This is a genomic window from Pantoea sp. S62, assembly GCF_016658625.1.
GTDB lineage: Bacteria > Pseudomonadota > Gammaproteobacteria > Enterobacterales > Enterobacteriaceae > Pantoea > Pantoea vagans.
On record NZ_JACVVI010000002.1, the window covers coordinates 232858 to 251085 of the forward strand.

21 protein-coding genes and 1 tRNA gene are annotated in these 18228 nt (G+C 56.0%); 7 read left to right on the forward strand and 15 right to left on the reverse strand.

Going from position 1 to position 18228, the window contains the following annotated elements:
* The first annotated feature begins 90 nt into the window (after positions 1-90).
* Complete coding sequence (gene helD, locus IBT54_RS03550; protein WP_201251582.1) at positions 91-2145, forward strand: DNA helicase IV; 2055 nt, start codon at positions 91-93, stop codon at positions 2143-2145.
* Position 2146: 1 nt separating this feature from the next.
* Here helD and mgsA read toward each other — a convergent pair whose 3' ends face one another.
* Positions 2147-2605 carry a methylglyoxal synthase gene (gene mgsA / locus IBT54_RS03555; RefSeq protein WP_201251583.1) on the reverse strand — a complete coding sequence of 153 codons (459 nt, stop codon included), beginning with the start codon at positions 2603-2605 and terminating at the stop codon, positions 2147-2149.
* Positions 2606-2674: 69 nt separating this feature from the next.
* On the reverse strand, positions 2675-3316 hold the full coding sequence (locus IBT54_RS03560; RefSeq protein ID WP_013357361.1) for a DUF2057 family protein: 642 nt from the start codon (positions 3314-3316) through the stop codon (positions 2675-2677).
* Between the two features lie 176 nt (positions 3317-3492).
* Here IBT54_RS03560 and IBT54_RS03565 point away from each other — a divergent pair, with 176 nt between their 5' ends.
* The gene (locus tag IBT54_RS03565) at positions 3493-3906 is read left to right on the forward strand and encodes a CoA-binding protein (RefSeq protein ID WP_033732185.1); all 414 of its coding nucleotides are present in this window, start codon (positions 3493-3495) and stop codon (positions 3904-3906) included.
* Positions 3907-3940: 34 nt separating this feature from the next.
* Here IBT54_RS03565 and hspQ read toward each other — a convergent pair whose 3' ends face one another.
* Positions 3941-4258 (reverse strand): heat shock protein HspQ, encoded by a 318-nt coding sequence (gene hspQ / locus IBT54_RS03570; RefSeq protein ID WP_201251584.1) that lies wholly within the window; start codon positions 4256-4258, stop codon positions 3941-3943.
* A 58-nt stretch (positions 4259-4316) separates the two neighbouring features.
* The gene (gene rlmI, locus IBT54_RS03575; protein ID WP_013357364.1) at positions 4317-5507 is read right to left on the reverse strand and encodes a 23S rRNA (cytosine(1962)-C(5))-methyltransferase RlmI; all 1191 of its coding nucleotides are present in this window, start codon (positions 5505-5507) and stop codon (positions 4317-4319) included.
* An 85-nt stretch (positions 5508-5592) separates the two neighbouring features.
* On the opposite strand from rlmI, the gene yccX reads away from it, so the two are divergent.
* Positions 5593-5871 carry an acylphosphatase gene (yccX, locus tag IBT54_RS03580; RefSeq protein WP_201251585.1) on the forward strand — a complete coding sequence of 93 codons (279 nt, stop codon included), beginning with the start codon at positions 5593-5595 and terminating at the stop codon, positions 5869-5871.
* On the opposite strand, the gene tusE is transcribed toward yccX, so the two are convergent.
* On the reverse strand, positions 5872-6198 hold the full coding sequence (gene tusE / locus IBT54_RS03585) for a sulfurtransferase TusE (protein WP_033732189.1): 327 nt from the start codon (positions 6196-6198) through the stop codon (positions 5872-5874).
* 105 nt (positions 6199-6303) lie between these two features.
* Positions 6304-6957: an FtsH protease modulator YccA gene (gene yccA / locus IBT54_RS03590; protein WP_201251586.1), complete on the reverse strand. Its 654-nt coding sequence runs from the start codon at positions 6955-6957 to the stop codon at positions 6304-6306.
* A 235-nt stretch (positions 6958-7192) separates the two neighbouring features.
* Here yccA and IBT54_RS03595 point away from each other — a divergent pair.
* Together IBT54_RS03595 and agp are read left to right on the forward strand one after the other, a co-directional pair.
* Positions 7193-7280: transfer RNA gene (locus tag IBT54_RS03595), tRNA-Ser, on the forward strand.
* Between the two features lie 271 nt (positions 7281-7551).
* Positions 7552-9270 carry a bifunctional glucose-1-phosphatase/inositol phosphatase gene (agp, locus tag IBT54_RS03600; protein WP_201251587.1) on the forward strand — a complete coding sequence of 573 codons (1719 nt, stop codon included), beginning with the start codon at positions 7552-7554 and terminating at the stop codon, positions 9268-9270.
* Positions 9271-9335: 65 nt separating this feature from the next.
* Here agp and IBT54_RS03605 read toward each other — a convergent pair whose 3' ends face one another.
* From IBT54_RS03605 to wrbA, 3 genes are read right to left on the reverse strand one after another with little or no spacing between them, the layout of a single operon-like run.
* On the reverse strand, positions 9336-10709 hold the full coding sequence (locus IBT54_RS03605) for an NAD-dependent succinate-semialdehyde dehydrogenase (protein WP_201251588.1): 1374 nt from the start codon (positions 10707-10709) through the stop codon (positions 9336-9338).
* A 52-nt stretch (positions 10710-10761) separates the two neighbouring features.
* Entirely contained in the window at positions 10762-10992 is a 231-nt protein-coding gene (locus IBT54_RS03610) for a YccJ family protein (protein ID WP_003850006.1), read from the reverse strand.
* 20 nt (positions 10993-11012) lie between these two features.
* Positions 11013-11612, reverse strand: coding sequence for an NAD(P)H:quinone oxidoreductase (gene wrbA / locus IBT54_RS03615; RefSeq protein ID WP_013357369.1), 600 nt, complete (start codon positions 11610-11612; stop codon positions 11013-11015).
* 301 nt (positions 11613-11913) lie between these two features.
* Between wrbA and IBT54_RS03620 the strand changes: the two genes are divergently transcribed.
* Positions 11914-12087 (forward strand): general stress protein, encoded by a 174-nt coding sequence (locus tag IBT54_RS03620; protein WP_013357370.1) that lies wholly within the window; start codon positions 11914-11916, stop codon positions 12085-12087.
* A gap of 96 nt (positions 12088-12183) precedes the next feature.
* Positions 12184-13098, forward strand: a complete 915-nt coding sequence (locus IBT54_RS03625; RefSeq protein ID WP_095707416.1) for a DMT family transporter — start codon at positions 12184-12186, stop codon at positions 13096-13098.
* Here the strand turns inward: IBT54_RS03625 and rutG are convergent, their stop codons facing one another.
* From rutG to rutA, 6 genes are read right to left on the reverse strand one after another with little or no spacing between them, the layout of a single operon-like run.
* Positions 13099-14424, reverse strand: coding sequence for a pyrimidine utilization transport protein G (rutG, locus tag IBT54_RS03630; protein ID WP_201251589.1), 1326 nt, complete (start codon positions 14422-14424; stop codon positions 13099-13101). It abuts the gene before it with no gap.
* Between the two features lie 49 nt (positions 14425-14473).
* Entirely contained in the window at positions 14474-14986 is a 513-nt protein-coding gene (gene rutF / locus IBT54_RS03635; protein WP_033782556.1) for an NADH-dependent FMN reductase RutF, read from the reverse strand.
* A 19-nt stretch (positions 14987-15005) separates the two neighbouring features.
* The gene (gene rutD, locus IBT54_RS03640; protein WP_201251590.1) at positions 15006-15815 is read right to left on the reverse strand and encodes a pyrimidine utilization protein D; all 810 of its coding nucleotides are present in this window, start codon (positions 15813-15815) and stop codon (positions 15006-15008) included.
* Entirely contained in the window at positions 15815-16210 is a 396-nt protein-coding gene (gene rutC / locus IBT54_RS03645; protein ID WP_013357374.1) for a pyrimidine utilization protein C, read from the reverse strand. The genes rutD and rutC overlap by 1 nt, the downstream gene beginning before the upstream one ends.
* Positions 16211-16230: 20 nt before the next feature.
* Positions 16231-16944, reverse strand: a complete 714-nt coding sequence (gene rutB / locus IBT54_RS03650; RefSeq protein ID WP_013357375.1) for a pyrimidine utilization protein B — start codon at positions 16942-16944, stop codon at positions 16231-16233.
* Positions 16944-18035, reverse strand: a complete 1092-nt coding sequence (gene rutA, locus IBT54_RS03655; RefSeq protein ID WP_013357376.1) for a pyrimidine utilization protein A — start codon at positions 18033-18035, stop codon at positions 16944-16946. The genes rutB and rutA overlap by 1 nt, the downstream gene beginning before the upstream one ends.
* Between the last annotated feature and the right edge of the window lie 193 nt (positions 18036-18228).

Below are 18228 nucleotides of genomic sequence, written 5' to 3' on the forward strand. Positions count from 1 at the left end.
GACGCCAAGTTTAGCTTGTTTTAAGGCTGGAGCGCCAAGGGTCTGACAGGTAAACTCCCCCTAATCCTGTTATCTGACGTTGGTGTCGGCGTGGAACTGAAAGCAACCTCAATGGGCAAACGGCTTGCCCAGCATCCTTATAACCGTGTTCGTCTGCTGGCAGCGGGTGTCGAAGTCAGTGGCGATAAGCATGAGTATCTGATCCCCTTTAACCAGTTACTGGATATTGCCTGCAAGCGCGGGCTGGTATGGGGTGAGCTGGAATTTCTGCTGGCCGATGAAAAAGTGGTCCGGCTGCACGGAACGGAATGGCAGGAGACGCAGCGCTTTCACCACTATCTGCTGCAGGCCTGGCAGAACTGGAGTCTGGAGATGAGTGCGGTGTGCCGCGAGGTGCTCCAGTCACTGCGCGACGAAATCGGAACGTTTAGCGCGCAGGATCGCTGGCTGAATCGCCACGAGCTGCAGGCGCTGAAGACAAAGATTCTCAAACAGTTCGACGCGTTACCGATGCCGTTCACCCGCTTAAACGATTTTCCTGACTGCCGTGATAACCTGGCATTTTGCCAGCACTGGCTGGATCAGGGTGAGTCGGCCCTGAGGCAGCGAAACCGCGACTGGACTGCCGCCATGCTGACCCGCTATCAGTCGTTCTTCGCCAGCGTCGAGAGCACACCACTCAATCAGTCGCAGTGTGAGGCGGTGGTTAATGGCGAGGATTCTCTGCTGGTGCTGGCCGGTGCGGGCAGCGGTAAAACCTCTGTGCTGGTGGCCCGTGCAGGCTGGTTAATGGAGCGCAGACTGGCCAGCGCCGATCAAATTCTGTTGCTGGCGTTTGGCCGCCAGGCGGCTGAAGAGATGAACGCACGTATTCAGTCCCGGCTCTCTACGGGTGACATCCAGGCCCGGACTTTCCATTCTCTGGCTCTGCATATTATTCGTGAAGGCAGCAATAAGCAGCCGGTTATCAGTAAGCTCGAGAGCGATGCAGATGCGCGTCGTACGCTGCTACTCAGGGAGTGGCGGCAGCAGTGCCATGAGAAAAAGGCGATGGCAAACGGCTGGCGTCAGTGGCTCCGTGACGAACTGGAGTGGGAGGTACCGGAAGGGCCATTCTGGGAGGACGAGAGGCTGGCAAACCGGCTGGCGTCACGTCTGGAGCGCTGGCTCGGTCTGATGCGCATGCATGGCGGCGCACAGGCGGCCATGATCGCGGATGTGCCGGAAGAGATTCGGGATCACTTCAGTAAACGCATCAAACTGATGGCACCCCTGCTGAAAGCGTGGAAAAGCGCGCTGAAAGAGGAGGGCGCGGTCGATTTTTCGGGACTGATCCACCAGGCCATTGCGATTCTGGAAAAAGGACGGTTTATCAGTCCGTGGAAACACATTCTGGTGGATGAATTCCAGGATATCTCGCCTCAGCGTGCCGCATTGCTCAGCGCACTGCGCAAGCAAAATAAGCGCACCGCGCTGTTTGCGGTTGGCGATGACTGGCAGGCTATCTACCGCTTCAGCGGTGCAGAGATGACGCTGACCACCGCATTTCATCACTACTTTGGTGAGGGCGATCGGTGCGTGCTGGACACCACCTACCGCTTTAATGACCGCATTGGTGACATTGCTAACCGGTTTATCCAGCAGAATCCGCAGCAGCTGGCAAAACCGCTGAACAGCGTCACCAAGGGCAATAAAAAGTCGATTTCGCTGCTGTCGGAGGATCAGCTGGAAGCCCTGCTGAACAAACTCAGCGGTTACGCGAAGCCTGATGAGCGGATTCTGCTACTGGCGCGCTATCACTATCTGCGACCGGAATTACTGGATAAAGCAAGAACCCGCTGGCCGAAACTTAATCTGGAATTTATGACAATCCATGCCAGCAAAGGTCAGCAGGCGGATTACGTTATTCTGGTGGGATTGCAGCAGGGTAAAGAGGGCTTCCCGGCGGAAGTACGCGAGTCGATTATCGAACAGGGCCTGTTACCACAGCCCGAAGCGTTTCCGGATGCGGAAGAGCGCCGTCTGGCCTATGTGGCGCTGACGCGCGCGCGTCAGCAGGTCTTTCTGATGTTTGATAAGGCCGCGCCGTCTTCGTTTGTCGATCACTTCCGCGAACTGGGCGTACCCGTACTGCGTAAAGCCTGAGTTATTTCAGACGATCGGCCAGATAGCGCTGATAGTCGGGGATCATAATCTCAACGTTTTGCGCAAACAGTGGCGACTGAATAATAAAATCCGCTGTGGAGCGGTTCGTGGCGACCGGGATATTCCAGACGGTCGCCAGACGCAGCAGAGCTTTCACATCCGGATCGTGCGGCACGGCGTTGAGCGGATCCCAGAAAAAAATCAGCGCATCAATTTTTCCTTCCGAGATCAGCGCGCCGACCTGCTGATCGCCACCCATCGGGCCGCTCAGCATGGCTGTCACATTCAGACCGGTATGACGATTGATCAGATTTCCGGTGGTGCCGGTCGCATAGAGGATGTGTGGTTCAAGTGCGGGCTGATTTTGTTTAACCCAGTCAAGCAGGGCGGCTTTACAGTGGTCATGGGCGACCAGCGCAATATGTTTTGTGGTGCCAAGGGTACGAAAAGTCTGTTCCATAAAAGCGTCCTGATAAGGCTCATGCGCAAGAAGAGAAAGCACGAGTTTACCTCTGGCTCTTTAATGCTATCAACTCGTACGCAGCATTTTGACCAGTGTCAGAAATTGCTGACGCGTAGCTTCATCGAAGCGGTGAAACCAGCGATGCAGCGAAGGCAGTTCGGCCTGGGTTGTCCAGTCCAGATCGGCGGTGAGGCGGGAAGAAGAGGGCGTAGCAGAAGCGGAATTTGCAAACCGGGGTACAGAGGCAATCTGATGGGTGCGATTGTAATTCAGCATCGCTTTTTCCATATCCGCTGTCGCGGTGGCCGGCAGGTGGTCACGCACGCTGCTGATCTCATTGCCTTTCTCATCCACCAGCTGAAAATTCAGACTGCGGTCAAAATGATAACGCTCACGTTTTGTCTCCAGCGCAGGCAACCGGATGGTGATGGTTTTGGCCACGGCAGTAAAGGTGACGATCATCGGCGCAGACTGATAAGCGATCACACTCTCTTTCTGCCCTTTGCGTTGCTGCTCTACCCGAAACAGAAACTGATGCTGACCGCGATCCAGCTCTAAGCTGTCTGCTCCTTTGAGGAGCGAGCCTGAAATTTTTCGACCATCCAGCACCAACAGATCGATTTGGGGATCGAGCTTTAATGTGATGGCAGAACAGGACGCCGAAACAAGGAGTGTAAGTAACCCCGTTACGGCCAGCGACAGCTTCATTTCAACTCCGGTAAGTGGTGACGTAAAGGATGACGTGTAGCAAATTTTTACATTATGGCAGTTAATTTACATTTAAACATATTTATTCGTGCGCGGGTTCAATTAATTTCGTCAGGGACTTAACTGTTGAAGCATGCGCCAAACTACACTCAACACTGACCTGAAAGGAGATAAAGATGAACGACCAGACAATTCGCGATGTGCTGACGCGCACCCAACGTATCGCCTTAGTAGGGGCAAGCGATCGTCCCGACCGTCCCAGTTATGGTGTGATGAAATATCTGCTCGATCAGGGCTATGAGGTGATCCCGGTCAGCCCAAAACTGGCCGGCCAAACCCTGCTGGGGCAGCAGGCTTACGCCAGTCTGGCGGAAGTACCGGGCGAGATTGATATGGTAGATGTCTTTCGCAATTCAGAAGCCGCGTGGGGCGTGGCGCAGGAAGCCATTGCCGCAGGGGCAAAAACATTGTGGCTGCAGCTGGGTGTGATTAATGAGCAGGCGGCGGTACTGGCACAGGATGCAGGCATGACGGTGATTATGGATCGCTGCCCGAAGATTGAGATTCCGCGTCTGGGGATAACGCGTTAAAAATTAGCGTGGCGGCAGAGCGTGCCGCCACAGATTAATGCCGCAGATGAGGTGCCTGTAATTGCTGACGTACTGACGCCGCCAGCTCATCCATTGATGGCTGCTCAGGATGCTCAATGCTGGTTTCACCAGAAAGCTGAATTTCGGCAACATAGGTATGAACCTGATCGCCTTCCTCATCTTCCATCACCACATGATACCAGGGCGCAGTGCGCATTTTCTCTTCCGCGCCAACCTCTTCAACTTTAGGCTCATCTAACGAGTATTCAGGATCGACATCCACAATAACGCCCAGAACGCCGGACAAACGATGACGAACCTGCTGACCAATACCAAATTTACTGGCAATCATAGTGACCTCCGAAAAAAAGCTCTCTTTCCAATATGGGGGCTGGAGCTGATTTTTCAAGTCACATCACGCGGCAGGCGAAACCTTTCAGATAGAGACCTTCCGGATAGCTGGCGATGACCGGATGATCCGCTGCCTGCCGGAACTGCTCAATAAACTGCACTTCGCGGCCCGCATCCAGCGCCGCATCGGCGATGATCTTCTGGAACAGATCGGTGGCCATCAGACCGGAACAGGAGAAAGTCAGCAGCACGCCACCTGGGTTCAGCAGCTGAATGGCAAGCATATTGATGTCTTTATAGCCGCGGCAGGCACCCATTAACTGGCTTTTGTTTTCGACAAACTTTGGCGGATCCATAATGATCAGATCAAATTTCTCACCGCTGTCACGATAACGACGTAGCAGTTTGAACACATCATCACGCTCGAAGCGCGCGCGGGAGAGATCCAGCTCATTCAGTTCCACGTTCTGACGGGCAACGTCCAGCGCTTCCTGTGAGGTGTCCACGCTGATCACTTCTTTACAGCCGCCCATCAGTGCAGAAACCGCGAAGCCGCCCGTATAAGAGAAGCAGTTAAGCACGCGGGCATCCTGCGCGTAACGACGCGTGGCAAGACGGCTGTCACGCTGATCAAGGTAATAGCCGGTTTTGTGGCCGCCCTGAATATCAACCAGCAGCTTCATGCCATGCTCGGTAATCGGCAGCAGCGGCGGGGGCAGTTCACCGGTGACGGTACCCTGCGTCAGCTCCAGCCCCTCTTTCTTACGCACAGCGACGTCAGACCGGTCATAGATGGCACAGTCAGGGAAGCACTGTTGCAGGGCAGTGATGATCGCCGCGCGCTGATATTCCGCGCCTGCCGAGAGCAGCTGAAGCACTAAAAAGTTGCCAAAGCGATCGATGGTGACGCCCGGTAAACCATCTGATTCACCAGCGATCAGGCGATAGCTATCCAGACCATCGCGGGCCGCCAGCCATTTGCGCCACTGTTGCGCCTGTTCAAAACGGCGCACAAAGAAGGCGATGTCGATGGATTCATCGGCCTGCCAGCTCCAGACGCGGGCGCGGATCTGCGACTCGGGCGAATAAGCGGCACGCGCCAGCCATTTACCGTTGCTGTCACACACGTCAATGGTTTCACCCAGTTGCGCTTTACCTTCCAGACGTGCAACGGCACCTGAAAAGACCCATGGATGGCGACGGAGCAGGGACTTTTCACGTCCCTTTGCGAGAATCAATCTGACTGTCATAGTTTGCTATGCTTACCTGAAAAAATGAGGCGCCATTGTCCGGTGGATAACGGGAAATTGCAACGAACAGCAGCAGGAGAGAATAATGTCAGCAGCCTGTTTTAAAGCATGGGTTCATGGCCGCGTCCAGGGCGTCGGGTTTCGTTACAGTACGCAGGTCGAAGCCAGAACCCTGGGCGTACTGGGCTACGCGCGAAATCTGAATGACGGCAGCGTTGAGGTGCTGGCCTGGGGCGAGGCGGAGCAGGTTGAAGCGCTGATTGCCTGGCTTAAAGCGGGCGGACCACACAGCGCACGCGTTGATAAGGTGCTGGTGGAGCCACACCAGCCCGCAGAACCGCCCCGCGATTTTAAAACCGGTTAACTACAGGCATTTCGCCGGTTTAGGCAGACCGGCGATTTTCGTCGCCTGTTTAGCGGGTCCTTCCGGGAAGAGGCGAAACAGGTAGCGGCTGTTGCCTTTCTCTTCCCCATACTTCTGCGCCATTGCCTTTACCAGCATCCGCACGGCAGGTGAGGTGTTAAATTCCAGATAAAAGGCGCGCACGAAATGGACCACTTCCCAGTGTGCTTCAGTCATGGTAAGCCCTTCCTGTTCCGCGATGTGCGCCGCCAGCGCCTCACTCCAGTCGTCGATACTCTTCAGATAGCCTTCGGCATCGACGGCGATTTCGTTACCGTTAAAATTCACGTGACGTCCTCTCTATAAATGACGGCGCAGTTTAGCAAACCTGGCGGACAGTAAAAGCAAAAACCCCGCCGAAGCGGGGTTTTACAGGCTGACTGTCACTGCCAGTTAGTTGCTGCGGGCAAAACCCAGCAGGCTCAGCAGGCTGACGAAGATGTTATAGAGCGAAACATAGAGGCTGACCGTCGCCCGAATGTAGTTGGTTTCGCCACCATGAATGATGTTGCTGGTTTCCCACAAAATGGCACCTGCGGAGAACAGGATGAACAGGGCGCTGATAGCCAGATGCAGCGCAGGCAGCTGCAGGAAGATATTCGCGACCACCGCCACCAGCAGCACCACAAAGCCAGCCATCATCATGCCGCCCAGGAAGGACATGTCACGACGGGTCGTCAGCACGTAGGCAGAACAGCAGAAGAACACCAGCGCCGTACCGCCCAACGCCAGCGCTATCACGTCGCCCATGCCTGCGGTCAGGAATGAACTCAGGATAGGACCCAGGCAATATCCCAGGAAGCCGGTAAACGCAAACGCGGCCAGAATACCCATCGGGCTGTTCGCCAGACGGTAGGTTAAAAACATCAAGCCATAAAAGCCAATCAGCATCAGAATCAGACCCGGCGCAGGCAGGGCCAGCAGGGTGCTGGCTGTCGCCGTTACCGCGGAAAAGGCCAGGGTCAGTCCCAGCAGAAAATAGGTATTACGCAGAACTCTGTGCGTTGACAGCAGTGAGGACTGCGATGAGGTGACAATTCTTTCCATGTTGCGCTCCTTTAAGCAGAACACTAATCAGCAGAACACTAAATATGTGCCGAGAATACGCAGGCCACTAAAGAGGGAAAAGGCGTTTTACCCTTCTTTACGCGCTATTCTGCTAATTGTTTGAGCAGAGTGGCGATTTTCACAGCGAAAAATCACAATCTGGCTGTTTTTCAGGCGAATAGACAGATAGACGCTTTACATCGCTAAACGGGATGTTTATAGTGCGCGTCATTGCGGAGGGGTGGCCGAGCGGCTTAAGGCAGCGGTCTTGAAAACCGCCGATGGGAAACCATCCGAGAGTTCGAATCTCTCCTCCTCCGCCACATTTTACAGGCCAGCACATAGTGCTGGCCTGTTTCGTTTCTGCCATTCCGGTTTTTTCCTCCAGTCTGAAAAAAGCACGCCTCTTCCGATGACGCGCGGCTGCGCATTCATCTGCCCGATGCATCTCTGCTATAGTCCACTCACTGTTTTTGCAAACATCTGGCGCTTTTCTGAGGCGAGCTGAGTTACACTGTTAAATACATCGCTCTGAGGCGAGCTAATCGGTTGATAGCCAGAGTGTTTCTTTACTGAATGAATGGAATAGGCACAATGATCAAGAAACTGAGTCTTTGCGCATTGTCAGTGCTCGCTGCATTGCCGGTCGGAACGGTAGCATTTGCTGCTGATGGCGATATGCAGCTGCAACAGGTGCTGATGTTAAGCCGTCACAATCTGCGTGCGCCGCTGGCCGATAATGGCAGCGTGCTGGAGCAGTCGACCAAAAAGAGCTGGCCGCAGTGGGATGTTCCCGGCGGACAGCTGACCACCAAAGGTGGCGTGCTGGAAGTCTACATGGGTAACTACACCCGTCAGTGGCTGGCACAGCAGGGCCTGGTGAAGAACGGCAGCTGCCCTGACAGCAATAACGTCTTTGTTTACGCGAACAGCCTGCAGCGCACTGTCGCTACCGCGCAGTTCTTCGTGAATGGTGCCTTCCCTGGCTGTGACGTTGCCGTCACGCATCAGGATGAAATGGGCGCCATGGATCCCGTATTCAATCCCGTCATCACCGATGACAGTGAAGCCTTCAATAAAAAAGCGCTGGCCGCCATGGCTGCCGCCAATGAGAAACTGTCACTGAAGCCCGCCTTCCAGCGGCTGGAAAAGATTGTCGACTACAAAGCTTCGCCTGCCTGTAACAATAAAAAGCAGTGCGACCTCAGCAGTGGTCAGAACACCTTCAGCGCTGAAAACGGTAAAGAGCCAACGGTCAGTGGCCCGCTGAAAGTGGGTAATTCGCTGATGGATGCCTTTACGCTGCAATATTACGAAGGTTTCCCGCTGGACCAGGTTGCCTGGGGCCAGATCAAAACGCCTGAACAGTGGAAAGAGCTGTCAGCGATTAAAAATGGTTATCAGGACACGCTGTTTACCAGTCCGGACGTTTCCCGTGAAGTGGCAGCACCGCTGGTGGATTACATCCGCAGTCAGTTAGTGGATCAGGACAAAGCCAACGCGCCGAAAATTACGCTGATGGTCGGCCATGACTCGAACATCGCCTCGCTGCTGAGTGCGTTACAGGTCAAGCCTTATGAGCTGCCTGACACCTATGAAAAAACGCCAATTGGCGGTCAGGTTGTTTTCGAACGCTGGCATGATGCGAAAAACGATAAAGACCTGCTCAAGGTGGAGTATGTTTATCAGACCGCCGATCAGCTGCGCAATGCGGATGTACTGAGCCTGAAGAACCCACCGAAGCGCGTGACGCTGCAGCTGGCGGGTTGTGAGGCCGATGCGAATGGCTATTGCAGCTGGGATCAGTTCTCTCAGGTGCTGAATGCGGCACTGCAGGGTACACCGATGCAGCCTGCTGCGGCACCACAACCGGCAGCTCAGGCTGACGATGACAGTGCGAAAGCCGCCGCGACGCAGGATGCTGCAGCCGATAAAGCTGAAGCGGACAAAGCGACCGCAGCCAAAGAGAAATCTGACGCAGATAAAGCTGCCGCTGAGAAGTCAGAGGCGGACAAAGCCGCAGCTGAAAAATCGAAAGCGGACAAAGCCGCAGCCGATAAAGCTGCTGCAGAAAAAGCAAAAGCAGAAAAGGCAAAAGCGGATAAGGCTGCAGCTGATAAAGCCGCGGCTGAAAAGGCAAAAGCTGACAAAGCAGCAGCAGAAGAAAAAGCCGCCGCTGAGAAAGCAAAAGCCGACAATGCAGCAGAATCAGCCAGTGACAATAAAGCCACGACTGACAAAGCTGACGCCGCGAACGCGCCTGCAACGGCACACCATGACAATTCAACGTCAGCAGCTGTGGCCACACAGTAATTACGCTTTCCGGCCGATAATAAAAAACCCCGTCGCGACGGGGTTTTTTTATGGCTGCAGGACGATTAACCCGCCACGACCACCAGCTTCTGGTTAGCAAACTCTTTGATGCCAAGATCAGAAAGCTCACGGCCATAGCCTGAACGTTTCACACCACCAAATGGCAGCTCAGCAGAGGTATCGCTCTGGGAGTTGATAAACACCATGCCGGTTTCAATGGCAGATGCCAGTTTACGACCGCGTGCAATATCACGAGTCCAGACCGATCCACCCAGACCATAGTGCGAGTCGTTCGCCAGCGCCACAGCCGCCTGATCATCACCCACGACATAAACCTGCGCCACCGGGCCGAAGAACTCCTGATAATAGGCAGGATTATCCGGGGTAATGCCGGTCAGAATGGTGGGCTGATAGAAGCAACCTTCACCGTCAACGGCTTTACCGCCTGTCACCAGTTTTGCGCCATTAGCCACCGCTTCGTCTACCTGTTTCACCAGACGGTCGCGTGCGTCAGCGGAAGAGAGCGGGCCAAGCGTGGTTTTCTCATCCAGCGGATCGCCTAGCGTGGCGGCACTCAGCGCGGCACTGAACTGGCTGATAAAGCGATCGGCAATCTTCTCATGCAGAATAAAACGTTTTGCGGCGGTACAGACCTGGCCGCAGTTGCTGAGACGCGCCTGCACGCCCTGGCGGACGGCTTCGTTAAGATCGGCATCGTCCAGCACCACAAACACGTCATTGCCGCCCAGTTCCAGCGTCGATTTCTTCAGATGCTTACCGGCCTGCTCAGCCACAGCGCTGCCTGCGCGCTCGGAACCGGTCAGAGCAACACCCTGAACCCGGTCGTCAGCAATCAGATCGGCGACCTGATCGGTTGAGATGAACAGGTTAGTCCAGGCACCTTCAGGTGCACCCGCTTCACGCACCAGCTTTTCAAAGACATCGGCACAGTGCGGCACGATATTGGCATGTTTCGCCAGCACCGGGTTACCCAGCGCCAGGTTAGGGGCCAGCACGCGCATCAGCTGATAGTAAGGGAAGTTCCACGGCTCGACGGCGACTAACACGCCAATCGGATGATACTCAACCCAGGCTTCGCCCAGCTCGCTGGGATAGGACTGCGGCTGAAGAATACGTTCTGCATTCTCTGCGTAGTAGCGGGCAATCTGTGAACAGATTTTCACTTCGCTACGGCTCTGACCAATCAGTTTCCCCATCTCTTTACTGGCGATGGTGGCCAGTTCTTCCGCGCGGCTATCAATCAGGTCAGCCAGTTTTTTCAGTACCTGCAGACGTGGCTGGATCTCACCTTTGCTCCATGATGAGTGAAACAGGCGATCGGCAACGTCCAGAGCTTGGCTGACAGCGGCCTCATCATGCGACGGCCAGCTTTTCAGCAACTGGTTATTGGCGGGATTAATGCTTTGATAGGAAGACATAGCGTACTCCTTGGTGAGCTAAAAATGAGGGCGGGAAGGTCCCGCCCCTGAATCAGACGTTCTTACGTTCTACGGGCTTGTCATCCCAGGTCAGGAGATCTTTATCAGTTTTTTCAAAGGCACGAATCAGCACGTCATCGCTGCCTTGCTGACGCCAGATCTCTTCTGCCAGTCTCTCATCGTAATTCGCCACTTCGAAAATGGCCTCGGCAATTTCAGGGGAGGTATGACGCAGACTGGCCCATTCGCCAACGTGGTGTGCTTTCGATTGTTCAGTAGACATACTTTTCTCCTTTGTTTAAATCAGTCCTGCAGTTTCACTGTCAGTCCGGCAACATGTTCACCCTGGAAACGGGCAATATTCAGTTCCGCTTCTGTCGGCTGACGCGAACCATCGCCGCCCGCCAGCGTGGTCGCACCATAAGGCGTGCCACCGCGAACCTGAGAAATATCGAACAACTCTTTGGTGCCGTAGCCGATAGGCACAATTACCATGCCGTGATGCGCCAGCGTGGTCCAGACTGAGGTAATGGTCTGTTCCTGACCGCCGCCGGTGCCGGTTGAGGTAAAGACGCTGGCAACCTTGCCAAACAGCGCGCCTGACGCCCAGAGACCGCCGGTGCGGTCCCAGAATGTCCGCATCTGTCCGGACATGTTGCCAAAGCGGGTCGGGGTGCCGACGATAATCGCGTCATAATGCGGCAGTACCTCAGGCGTCGCTTCTGCTGCCTGCTGATTGGTTTTGCCGCCCACCTGTGCAAAGCGATCGGCCTCCATCGTTTCTGGTACCCGCAGGATATCCACTTCCGCGCCGGGAACCCGACGAGCGCCTTCTGCAACTGCGTTCGCCATCGTTTCAATATGTCCGTACATCGAGTAATAGAGCACCAGAATTTTGGCCATAAATCTCTCCAGGTGGTTTTGACGTCCAGAAAAAGTATAGAAGAGCTTTCGTTTTACGCAGGCGATACGGAAACGGAGGCGAACGAGTCGGGCAATAAATCCGCAGCTAATCGGTTGTAAGTCGGCAGAACGTTCGTTGTTTAATCAAATTTCTGGTGATTACTCTGTTGCTAAATGTGACTGTCGGGCGAGTAAAAGAAGAATCTGGCTATTATTTAAGCATGAGTTGAATTCTGGCTTCAGGCCGTCAGCTCTCTGCTATTTCATTCTTATTTATCGCACTACGCGACAGGAGCAAATCATGACAACACATCGTGGAGGTTCAGGAAATTTTGCTGAGAACCGTGAACGTGCCGCAGAAGCGGGACGTAAAGGGGGAAAAAACAGCGGCGGTAATTTCAAAAACGATCCGCAGCGCGCCGCGCGCGCCGGTGAGAAGGGCGGGCGCAGCAGTCCTAAAAAAGCGGACGCATAATCCCACTCTGCCGCCGGTTAAGGCCGGCGGTTAACGTCGTTGCTTTTCCCCCTCGCTCTCCCCACAATATCGTCCGGACACATCATCAGGTGAATTATGTCGGACACACCCCGCGGCTTAACCCTGCGCCTGACGCGGCAGGAGCTGGTATTACTTTTTATCACCATGATCTGGGGCGGCACCTTCCTGGTGGTGCATCGTGCGATGCAGCATTCCGGCCCGTTCTTTTTTGTCGGACTGCGTTTCGCCACCGCCGCGCTGCTGCTGGCACTGTTTTTCCGCCGTTATCTGGCCGGCATGACCTGGCTGGAAATAAAAGCGGGCACGCTGATCGGCCTGTCGATTGCAGGGGGTTATGGTCTTCAGACCTGGGGCATGCAGACTATCTCCAGCAGCCAGTCTGCGTTTCTTACTGCGCTTTATGTTCCGGTGGTGCCGCTGCTGCAGTGGCTGTTTTTACGCCGTCCTCCGGGATTGATGTCGTGGCTGGGGATTGTGCTGGCATTTACCGGCTTGTTGCTGGTGGCCGGACCGCAGGATGGCCGCATCAACCTGAATGCAGGTGAAATAGCCACGCTGCTCAGCACCCTGGCGATTGCCGCCGAGATCATCTTAATCAGCCGCTATGCCGGTCAGGTTGATGTACGCCGCGTGACGCTAATCCAGCTGGCGGTGGCGTCGCTGTGTGCCTTTGTGCTGATGATCCCCAATGGGGAAACGGTGCCTGTAATCTCAACGCCGCTGCTGCTCAGCGCGCTGGGGCTGGGCGCGGCCAGCGCACTGATTCAGGTCACCATGAACTGGGCGCAACGCAGCGTTTCGCCAACCCGCGCCACGGTAATCTATGCCGGAGAACCTGTCTGGGCGGGCGTCGTGGGGCGTATTGCCGGTGAGCGCCTGCCTGCGCTGGCGTTGCTGGGTGGGGCGCTGATCGTCTGCGGCGTGATCGTCAGTGAGCTGCGGCTGAAACGGAAAAAAGCAGTGCAGCCAGCTGCCACACCGCTGGAGTAATTAACCCTGCTGTCGCGCCAGCGGTTTGTCCTGCTGCGCGCTGCGACGGCGCAGAATGGCATTGAGGATAATCGCGCCAAAGGTAGCAGTACCGATCCCGCCCAGCGTGAAAGAGCCGATCTTCAGCGCGAAATCCCCTGCGCCGAGCACCAGCGTGGTGGCGACCATAATCAGATTACTGTTCTGACCTAAATCGACATGGTTCTGCACCCAGATGCGTGCGCCCGCCACCGCAATCAGCCCGAAGACCACAATGGATGCGCCGCCAATCACCGGAGCCGGAATGGTGTGGATCAGCGCACCAAACTTCGGTGAGAAACCGGCGAGGATGGCAATGATGGCTGCAGCGACAAACGCCAGCGTGGAGTAGACCTTAGTCACGGCCATCACCCCAATATTCTCGGCATAGGTGGTTACGCCACTGCCGCCCATCGAGCCGGAAAGCATCGTGGCCAGTCCATCGCCCACAAAGGCACGTCCCATGTAAGGATCGAGGTTACGGCCGGTCATGCCCGCCACGGCTTTCAGGTGTCCCAGATTTTCCGCCACCAGAATGATCGCCACCGGGGCGATCAGTACCATTGCCTGCAGATCAAAGGTCGGTGTGGTGGTGTGCGGCAGGCCAAACCAGGCTGCCTGTGACAGCAGGGTAAAATCGACCGGCTTGCCCAGTCCCAGAACATTGGTCAGCAGCGCATAGATCGCCCAGGCCAGAATCAGGCCGACCAGAATCAGCAGGCGCTGTACCATCCCGCGGGTAAACACGGCAACCAGACCGATACAGAGCACGGTCATCACCGCAACCCAGCTGTCGAAGGAAGAGGCGGAGACGCTATGAACCGCAATCGGTGCCAGATTCAGCCCGATCGCCATCACCACCGCACCGGTCACTACCGGCGGCATCAAATTTTCAATCCAGCGCGTGCCTGACTTCATGACCACCAGCCCAATCAGCGTGTAGAGCAGGCCGCAGGCGATCACGCCGCCCAGCGCCACGCTGAGGTTGGGATTCAGTCCCTGACCACTGAAGCCGGTCACCGCAATCACTACGCCAACAAAGGCGGCACTCGACCCGAGATAGCTGGGCACGCGACCACCGGTGATAAAAAAGAACAGCAGGGTGCCAATACCCGAGACCAGAATCGCCAGATTGGGATCCAGCCCCATCAGCAGCGGCATCAGCACCGTTGCGCCAAACATCGCCACCGCATGCTGCAAACCCAGCACCAGCGTCTGCCCCAGCGGCAGTGTTTCATCCGGGGCGATAATGCCGTTTTCTGTCAGTGCCGACTTCTTTTGCCATTGCGGAAACCAGGATCGTGCCATCGTCTACTCCAGAGCGTGATGAATGCCGGTAAGTTTCAGGGAAGAGTGATCAGGCATCCTGCCGCAACAGGGGATGGTAGCCCCGGTCAAACCACATAAGGCCATGGGTATCATCATTTCGCACTATGCCCACGACTTCGCAGAACAGGGTGTCATGCGTACCGACGCTGACAGTCTGCGTAATGCGGCAGTCAAAGGAGGCAACCGCGCCGCTCAGTACCGGCGAGCCGGTGACGGCCGTCGACCACTCAGCGGCACTAAACCGCTCGGCCATCGTCGTTTTCCCGCCGAACAGAGTAGAGAGCGCTTCGTGTCCCGCCGCCAGCGTATTGACGCAAAGCTGCATGTTGTCGCGAAACACCGGATAAACTGAGGCAGAACGGTTAAGGCAGACCAGCAGCGTCGGCGGCGAATCGGTGACGCTGCACACCGCCGAGGCGGTAAAGCCTGCACGTCCGGCCGGACCTTCTGTGGTGATGATGTTGACCGCCGCACCCAGCCGCGACATCGCATGACGAAATTCAGTTTTCTCAACGGCTGGGGTAAGGGTTTCCAGGCTCATAGTGTTCTCCACGAAAGGGTTATCCTGCGACGCGCTGCAGCGGCTGCACGTCATCCGTCTGATCCAGCCACTGCAGCAGCAGGGCATTAAATTTTTCGGGGTCGGTGACGCTCATGGCGTGGCCACCCCAGGCCATCATCTTTTCAGTGGCGTTCGGAAGCGCCCCGGCCAGCGCCATTGAGCAGCTCCATGGCACCAGCAGATCGTCCTGGCTGGCGATGACCAGCACCGGTTGTGGAATGGCGGCAGCCCGTGCGCTGAAGTCAGCGCTCATCAGGGCGTGCAGTCGTCGCATCAGGTTTTCCATCCCCTGAAAATTCGTCACATGATGGCTATCTTCCTGCTCCAGCCGTATCTGATGCTCTGCCATCCATTCAGCAGGATAGAGAAACAGCGGCTGAGCACGGACGAAGGCCTCGACGCCGACATTGAGCAGCAGATCCTGCCGGACCTGAAAGCAGCGACGGGTATGCTGATGCAGCGTCAGCCAGCCGTTGATCACCACGATCCGTTCGATCCGATCCGGATAATCCAGCGCCAGCTGCATCCCCATCAGACCGCCCAGCGCGTGACCGATCACGCTGAAGCGCAGGATGCCGTGTTGCGCCAGCGCGTCGGCCAGCTCTGCCGCCATCATCGCCATGCTATAGCCTTCCGGTAAGCTGTCCGCGCTGCGACCGGTGCCGCGCTGGTCATAGAGCACGACCCGATAGCGTGCCGTCAGCGTCGCCAGCTGTGGCTGCCAGAAACCCGCCACGCCGCCCAGACCGGAAGAGAGCACCAGCGTCGGTGCCTCAGGATTCTGAAGACCCAGAATATCGAGCTGCATCAGACCTCCGGCTTGCCGATATGCGCCACGCTGGCGATTTCAATCAGCGCGTCAGGCTTGACCAGGCCGCACTGAATGCAGAAACGGGCGGGCTTCTCACCGGGGAAGTATTCGGCGTAAACCTGATTCACCGCGGCGTAATTCGACCAGTCGGTGATAAAGATCGAGTTAAATGTCACATCGGCCATCGTGCCACCGGCGGTCTCAATCACCTTTTTAATCGTTTCCAGCACGTGACGGGTCTGCGCGGCGGCATCACCGACATGGACCACATTGTTGTCGCCATCAAACGGCAGCGTACCCGAGACATAGACCACACCATCCGACAGCGTGCCAGGGACAAACGGGGCGATGGGTGTGGTGGTGCCTGGCGGCACAATAATACTTTTCGGCATAGCGACGTCCTCTTCGTGGGTTAGCGGGCATTCAGGCTTTCGCAGAAGGTATCGACATCCGATACCCAGCCAAAAAAGGTTTCGATATTGAACAGCGCCGCCTGCTGAGCAAAGGGCGGGCCAGCCTGATAAGTGGCGTCTTCCAGCACCACGCCGAAGTACTCCAGAAAGAAGCCGTCACGCAGCGTCGATTCCACACAGACGTTGGTGGCGATGCCGGTGAAAATCAGATGACGGATCCCGCGACTGCGCAGCATGCTGTCGAGCGGGGTGTTATAGAAGCCGCTGTAACGCGATTTTGGCAGTACGATGTCACCGGCCTGTGGCACCAGCTCATCGACCAGCGCGTAATCCCAGCCGCCTTTCGCCAGCAGCGAGCCCTGCAGTTCGGGCCGTTTACGCATGGTTTTCAGCGCATTCGATTTGTGGAAGTTGGGGGAACCGGCATCACCGGCTTCAACGTAGTCACTGTCCCAGCCATTCTGGAACCAGATGATCTGCACGCCGGCCGCACGCGCCGCCGTTACCGCCTGATGGATCTTTGCAATCACCGGTTTCGTCGCGGAAACATCGAAGCCCGCCAGGTCGAGGTAACCCCCTTCGGTGGCGTAGGCGTTCTGCATATCCACGACAATCAGCGCCGTCTGGCCTGGCGGAAAGGCGATCGGCTCAGGACGAGCAGGCAGTTCAACCTGTGGAACATCCGGCGTGTGGGCACAATAAACGGTATTCATCATGCCACCTCCTGCTGTGCGTCGAGCAGGGTGCTGCGACAGGCCATCAGCGGCTGAATGTGCTGACCGAAGTTCTCAATACCTTCCAGGAAATCATCAAAGGTCAGCAGCACGCCGTGCGTGCCTTCGACCTGCGCCACTTCATCCAGCATCCGCGCTACATTGGCGTACGAACCTACCAGGGTGCCCATATTGATATTGACGGCTGAGGTCGGATCCGCCATCTGACGCACATTGGTGTCGCTGCCTGATTTAGTGTCCTGCTGACTCTGGGTAGTGAGCCACGAGAGCGCCTCTTCATCCGCACCGGCTTTGTAGTGTTCCCACTTAGCCCGTGCCTCTTCATCTGTTTCGGCGGCAATGATCATAAACAGCACATAGGAGCCGACATCACGGCCCGCTTTTTCGGCGGCCTGCTTCATGCGAATTGAAGTCGAACTGAACGCAGCAGGCGTATTCACCCCTTTGCCGAAGCAGAAGTTGTAATCGGCGTGCTGAGCGGAGAAGGCCATACCGGCATCGCTCTGTCCGGCGCAGATCACCTTCATCGCACGCTGCGGCTGTGGGCTGACGCGGCAGTCATTCATCGTGAAGAACTCACCTTTGAAGTCCGATTTTCCGGTGCCCCACAGGTCGCGCAGCACGGTAACGTACTCGGTCAGATAAGAATAACGGCTGCCGAAGTACTCGTCGCCCGGCCACATTCCCATCTGCTCATATTCGGGTTTCTGCCAGCCGGTCACCAGATTAACGCCGAAACGACCGCCTGAAATGGAATCAATCGTGGATGCCATGCGCGCCACAATCGCCGGAGGCAGCGTCAGGGTGGCCGCGGTGGCGTAGATTTCGATGCGTGAGGTGACGGCCGCCAGGCCCGCCATCAGGGTGAATGACTCCAGGTTATGATCCCAGAACTCTGTTTTTCCGCCGAAGCCGCGCAGTTTGATCATCGAGAGCGCAAAGTCGAAGTGGTAATGCTCTGCTTTCAGCACGATGGCTTTGTTCAGTTCAAAGGTCGGCATGTACTGCGGCGCGTTGGACGAAATCAGCCAGCCATTGTTACCAATCGGAATAAAGACGCCTATCTTCATGTGAAACCTCGTTGTGATGGGGGAAAGGTGTTTCACGCGCTGCACTGCATCCTGCTACGTCCGTATAAGCTGCGCTCAGTTACAATTCTGCAAATGGTGTGCCACATTTTTTATTGTTATAAATAACAAACAGTTAAAATTAACCCAGAAGAGGCAAGTGGAGTAACTGGTCCATTTCGGACCATCTGGTCAA

What these genes read in the sequence shown, in the direction of transcription:
- mgsA (WP_201251583.1), bottom strand. Translation starts at nt 2,605, where the DNA reads ATGGAACAGACTTTTCGTACCCTTGGCACCACAAAACATATTGCGCTG.
- IBT54_RS03560 (WP_013357361.1), bottom strand. Translation starts at nt 3,316, where the DNA reads ATGAAGCTGTCGCTGGCCGTAACGGGGTTACTTACACTCCTTGTTTCG.
- IBT54_RS03565 (WP_033732185.1), top strand. Translation starts at nt 3,493, where the DNA reads ATGAACGACCAGACAATTCGCGATGTGCTGACGCGCACCCAACGTATC.
- hspQ (WP_201251584.1), bottom strand. Translation starts at nt 4,258, where the DNA reads ATGATTGCCAGTAAATTTGGTATTGGTCAGCAGGTTCGTCATCGTTTG.
- rlmI (WP_013357364.1), bottom strand. Translation starts at nt 5,507, where the DNA reads ATGACAGTCAGATTGATTCTCGCAAAGGGACGTGAAAAGTCCCTGCTC.
- yccX (WP_201251585.1), top strand. Translation starts at nt 5,593, where the DNA reads ATGTCAGCAGCCTGTTTTAAAGCATGGGTTCATGGCCGCGTCCAGGGC.
- yccA (WP_201251586.1), bottom strand. Translation starts at nt 6,957, where the DNA reads ATGGAAAGAATTGTCACCTCATCGCAGTCCTCACTGCTGTCAACGCAC.
- agp (WP_201251587.1), top strand. Translation starts at nt 7,552, where the DNA reads ATGATCAAGAAACTGAGTCTTTGCGCATTGTCAGTGCTCGCTGCATTG.
- IBT54_RS03605 (WP_201251588.1), bottom strand. Translation starts at nt 10,709, where the DNA reads ATGTCTTCCTATCAAAGCATTAATCCCGCCAATAACCAGTTGCTGAAA.
- IBT54_RS03610 (WP_003850006.1), bottom strand. Translation starts at nt 10,992, where the DNA reads ATGTCTACTGAACAATCGAAAGCACACCACGTTGGCGAATGGGCCAGT.
- wrbA (WP_013357369.1), bottom strand. Translation starts at nt 11,612, where the DNA reads ATGGCCAAAATTCTGGTGCTCTATTACTCGATGTACGGACATATTGAA.
- IBT54_RS03620 (WP_013357370.1), top strand. Translation starts at nt 11,914, where the DNA reads ATGACAACACATCGTGGAGGTTCAGGAAATTTTGCTGAGAACCGTGAA.
- IBT54_RS03625 (WP_095707416.1), top strand. Translation starts at nt 12,184, where the DNA reads ATGTCGGACACACCCCGCGGCTTAACCCTGCGCCTGACGCGGCAGGAG.
- rutG (WP_201251589.1), bottom strand. Translation starts at nt 14,424, where the DNA reads ATGGCACGATCCTGGTTTCCGCAATGGCAAAAGAAGTCGGCACTGACA.
- rutF (WP_033782556.1), bottom strand. Translation starts at nt 14,986, where the DNA reads ATGAGCCTGGAAACCCTTACCCCAGCCGTTGAGAAAACTGAATTTCGT.
- rutD (WP_201251590.1), bottom strand. Translation starts at nt 15,815, where the DNA reads ATGCAGCTCGATATTCTGGGTCTTCAGAATCCTGAGGCACCGACGCTG.
- rutC (WP_013357374.1), bottom strand. Translation starts at nt 16,210, where the DNA reads ATGCCGAAAAGTATTATTGTGCCGCCAGGCACCACCACACCCATCGCC.
- rutB (WP_013357375.1), bottom strand. Translation starts at nt 16,944, where the DNA reads ATGAATACCGTTTATTGTGCCCACACGCCGGATGTTCCACAGGTTGAA.
- rutA (WP_013357376.1), bottom strand. Translation starts at nt 18,035, where the DNA reads ATGAAGATAGGCGTCTTTATTCCGATTGGTAACAATGGCTGGCTGATT.